The sequence below is a fragment of the Streptomyces sp. NPDC007162 genome, from assembly GCF_040634175.1.
Classification (GTDB): domain Bacteria; phylum Actinomycetota; class Actinomycetes; order Streptomycetales; family Streptomycetaceae; genus Streptomyces.
Map to the genome: position 1 here is coordinate 1 of NZ_JBEYFC010000679.1, position 4,040 is coordinate 4,040.

Below are 4,040 nucleotides of genomic sequence, written 5' to 3' on the forward strand. Positions count from 1 at the left end.
TTACGGCTCAGCTCGCGGACTGCGCCGGTGCGGGGGTCCATATCCCAATACCGCTCGCCGGTGGGCCCGTTGCAGAGGGTCAGCATCAGGTTGTTGGCGTCGAACCCCTCGGTGTTCATGATGTCGGTGGCTGCGCTGGCGGGCGAGACCAACGTCAGCACCGAGGCCATGGCCAGGCCTGCGGCGACGGCCGCTCTCTTGATCGTGGTACGTGATATTATGGCTTTCTCCCTGCCTTCGAAGGGGATGGCTGTCGATCAAGAAGCTGCGACGTGCGCAGTGCCTGGCCGGCAGCACACTTTTGCTCCCCGCCCGGAATGAGACGGGATACTTCCGGTGGGTCCCCCTGGGGGACCAGATTCCATTAGAACCGGGGCATATCACGTCGACGGCCTGTGAAAACTATTGCTGGTCTCTGATCTCTGCCACCGCCCGCAGGGTCATGGCAAAGGAGAATTCCACCCCGGGGCACACGTATCCAGGGATCCGTAAGGAGTTGGGTCAATTCCTGAAGGGCCGCCGGGCTGAGTTCAGCCCCCGTACGGTCGGGCTGCCCGAAACCGACCGGCGCCGTCGCGTGGCCGGCCTGCGCCGTGACGAGGTGGCCGTGCTGGCCGCCATCAGCATCAACTACTACACCCGCCTGGAGCAGGGGCGCATGATCCCCTCCGCGTCCGTGCTGTCCGATCTTGTTCGGGTCCTGCACCTGAGTGACGACCAGCGGGACTATGTGTTCGAGCTGGCCGGCAGGCAGGACTCAGGTGAGGCTCGGCGGCGGGCTCCGCGGAGGGCGCACCCCCGGTTGCGTACCGTGCTGAACGAGCTCGCCTGGCCCCCCGGCATGATCCTGGACCGGTACGCGAATCGTCGAGCGCAACGGTGTCGGCAGTATTTTGCCAGCTCGATTCTGTCGTCACGGCGGCGAGGGCAGGTCAGCGTCGAGTGCTGCTGTGTGGAGGGCGGCTGCTACGCGGGTGACCGGGTCGGTCGGCGGGTGGGGAAGGCGGGCCAGGAGCAGGCGCCGCTGTTCCTGGGGTCCGCCGCGGACGGGGAGAACGCGCACACCTGATGGCGCAGCGGAGGCGAGGGCGGCGGGCACGGTGGTCAGCCCGCAGCCGGCGGCGACGAGGTGAAGCTTGGCGAGCCAGTCGCGGGAGGTGTGAGCGATCTCGGGACGCTCGTCCAGGCCCGGCCACACCCCCATGAGCCGGTCTTCCCCCGAAGAGGAGCCGGCGATCCAGCGCTGCCCGTGCAGATCCGCCACGTCGATGAAGTCGCCGCGGGCGAGCGGGTGGGTGGCGGGCACCGCCAGGCACAGGGCACTCTCGGTGAGCGTTTGCAGCGCGAGCGGGGGCGACTCGGAGTCCGGCGGCCGGAACGGCGGGGTTGACGCGAGCAGAGCCAGGTCGAGGCTGCCGGCTCGCAGGGCGCGAACAAGCGCCGGCGTGCTGCCCTCACGGCCGACGACGTGTAGACCAGGGTCGGTGCGACGCAGCGCGGCCAGGGCTCGGGGCAGCAGGAAGACGCCGGCGCTGGGAAACCATCCCACCCGGACCGTCCCGGCCTGCCCGGGAAGGCCGGACAGCTCCCTGGCGATCGCGTCGATCTCGTCGAGTACGGTCGTCGCGCGGCGCATGACGACGCGGCCTGCCGCGGTGAGGCGTACACCGTCGCGCCGCCGCTCCAGCAGCTGCGCACCGGCGGCCCGTTCGGTGGCGGCGATCTGCCGGGACACCGCCGATTGCGTATAGCCCATTGAAGCGGCGGCCGCAGTGAAGGTTCCCTGCTCTGCCACGGCGCGAAAGACGCGCAGCGCGGTCAGTGACACATCCGTGAAGTCCATGATGATTACGCATACTAGGTGTGCCGATCTTTCGTTGGACTCATGGTGGCGACGTTCCTAGCGTTGTCTGCATGAACACCTCGCGAATCGCCCTCGTCACGGGCGCCAACCAAGGACTGGGCCGCGCCTTCGTGGACGGGCTGGCGGCCCGTATGCACCGGGACGACCTGGTCCTGCTCACCGGCCGCAATCACAAGCGCGTGACGGACGCCGCCCGCGAGGTCACACAGCTGCCTGGCACCCAAGCCCGTGTCGAGGGCCGCGTCCTGGACGTCACGGACAAGGATGCCATCGCCGCCTTCGCCGAGGACCTGCAGACCTGCCACGGAGGGGTCGACATCGTCCTGTCCAACGCCGTGGCCCGGCTGTTGCCCGACGAGTCACAAGCCGAGCGGGCCGACGAGTTCATCGACGTCTCCAACACCGCCACCCATGCGATCCTGCGTTCCTTCGCCCCCGTCCTGCGCCCGGGCGGTCGGCTGCTCGTCGTGGCCAGCACCCTGGGCACACTCGGGCACCTCAACCCCCGACTGCACCATCTGTTCGACGGCGCGAGCCTGGATCAGGTCGAGTCCGCCGTCGAGTCGTGGCGCAGCGCCATCCAGGCCGGGACCGCACAGGAGGCCGGCTGGCCCGTGTGGCTAAACGTGCCCTCGAAGGTGGCTCAGGTCGCCGCCGTACGCGCGGTCGCCGCCGAGCGCCGCGAACACGACCTCGCGGTCGGCACCCTGATCACCTCCGTGTGCCCTGGCATGGTCGACACCGCCACCTCCCGCCCGTGGTTCAGCGACTACAGCCAGGCCCAGTCACCGGCCCAGGCCGCCGAAGCCGTACTCGACCTGGTCTTCGCCGAGCCCGTCGATCCTGCCCTCTACGGCGAGTTGGTCCGCTTCGGCAAGGTCCTGGACTGGCACGACGGCACGCCTCCGGTGGAACAGGACCGGATCCTCACACCCTGAGCGCCCGCACGCCCGCGTCAGTCCCCGGCGCCTCGCGGCCTTGGCGCCGAGACGGCCCTCGCCCTTGCCAGCACGGGCGCGGAGGCCACCCTGCCGTGCGCGACGTGGCGGCGGGCGAACGCGTCGCCAGGGACATCACGACTGGTATCGGCACCCAGAACGGGTGGGTTGCACGAGGGGATCTCAGGCGGAGCTGTTGCTGGTCGAGTGGCTGGGGTCCGCTGCCCAGGACGCCAGGACGCGCAGGCTGTCATGGGTCGGGGTGCCGGCTTCGGCGGTCCAGACGATGATCTGCAGGTCGGGGTCGGCGGCCCAGGTGACGGCGTTCCAGTCGAGATGCAGGTCCCCCACGACGGGGTGGCGCAGGTGCTTGGCTCCGGTGTCCCGCACGGCGACGTGGTGGGCGGCCCACCACTGGCGGAACTGCTCGTCCCGGACCGAGAGTTCACCCACCAGGGCGGCGAGTTGCCTGTCCCCGGGGTTGTTGGTGTTGTGCATCCGCATCTGGGCGATGGCCAGCCGGGTGACGCCCTCCCAGTCCGCGTACAGCTCCCGCATCGCGGGATCGGTGATGAGCAGCCTGATGTAGTAACGCTGCTTCTCCGGAATCTCGCCGAAATCGGTGACCAGGGCAGCACCCATGGCGTTCCAGGCGACGATCTCAGTACGCGGACCGATCACGAACGCGGGGGTGTGCGCCATGTCGTCGAGCATGCGCTGCAACTGCGGCTGCGCCTTCAGCCGCGGCTGCCGGCGCGACGGGCGGAATTCTTCCTTGGCCGCGAGCTCGTACAGATAGGCCCGCTGGTCCTCGTCAAGGTGCAGCACCCGGGCCAGGGACTCCAGCACGGACGGCGACGGCTGGATACGGCCCTGCTCCAGGCGGGCGTAGTAGTCGGTGCTGATGGCCGCCAGCACGGCGACCTCCTCACGGCGCAGGCCCGCGACACGACGCGAACCGCCGTCGGGCAGACCGACGGCGGCCGGGTCGAGCTCGGCGCGGCGCGCCTTGAGGAATTCCCCCAGATCATGACGGTGAGGATCGCGGTTCATGCCATCACCCTGACATCAGAGAACAATGTTGTCAGGGGGAGAGATCTGTCCCTGGAAGTCCTCACTTCACGATGACGCGCGGCCTTGTGCCCATCACCAGGGGTTCAGCGGACGCGGGTCCACTACCTCCATGGCGGATTTCATCCGGGCCAACTCACGGTCGTACGTCCGGGTCCGCTCCCCGC

The 4,040-nt window shown here is 69.0% G+C and carries 3 protein-coding genes and 1 pseudogene; 2 read left to right on the forward strand and 2 right to left on the reverse strand.

Annotation, left to right across the window (positions count from 1 at the left end):
- Positions 1-442: 442 nt before the first annotated feature.
- Positions 443-718 (forward strand): annotated as a pseudogene (locus ABZ646_RS41895) (helix-turn-helix transcriptional regulator); the annotation flags it as partial.
- 195 nt (positions 719-913) lie between these two features.
- Here the strand turns inward: ABZ646_RS41895 and ABZ646_RS41900 are convergent.
- A complete protein-coding gene (locus tag ABZ646_RS41900; protein ID WP_360531632.1) occupies positions 914-1,843 on the reverse strand; it encodes a LysR family transcriptional regulator in 930 nt (309 codons plus the stop codon).
- Between the two features lie 71 nt (positions 1,844-1,914).
- Here ABZ646_RS41900 and ABZ646_RS41905 point away from each other — a divergent pair, with 71 nt between their 5' ends.
- On the forward strand, positions 1,915-2,802 hold the full coding sequence (locus ABZ646_RS41905) for an SDR family NAD(P)-dependent oxidoreductase (RefSeq protein WP_360531635.1): 888 nt from the start codon (positions 1,915-1,917) through the stop codon (positions 2,800-2,802).
- Positions 2,803-2,985: 183 nt separating this feature from the next.
- Here ABZ646_RS41905 and ABZ646_RS41910 read toward each other — a convergent pair whose 3' ends face one another.
- Positions 2,986-3,855, reverse strand: coding sequence for a helix-turn-helix transcriptional regulator (locus tag ABZ646_RS41910; protein ID WP_360531638.1), 870 nt, complete (start codon positions 3,853-3,855; stop codon positions 2,986-2,988).
- Between the last annotated feature and the right edge of the window lie 185 nt (positions 3,856-4,040).

Bases quoted from the DNA above. Each gene is read 5' to 3' on its own strand.
- ABZ646_RS41900 (WP_360531632.1), bottom strand. From the start codon at position 1,843: ATGGACTTCACGGATGTGTCACTGACCGCGCTGCGCGTCTTTCGCGCC.
- ABZ646_RS41910 (WP_360531638.1), bottom strand. From the start codon at position 3,855: ATGAACCGCGATCCTCACCGTCATGATCTGGGGGAATTCCTCAAGGCG.
- ABZ646_RS41905 (WP_360531635.1), top strand. From the start codon at position 1,915: ATGAACACCTCGCGAATCGCCCTCGTCACGGGCGCCAACCAAGGACTG.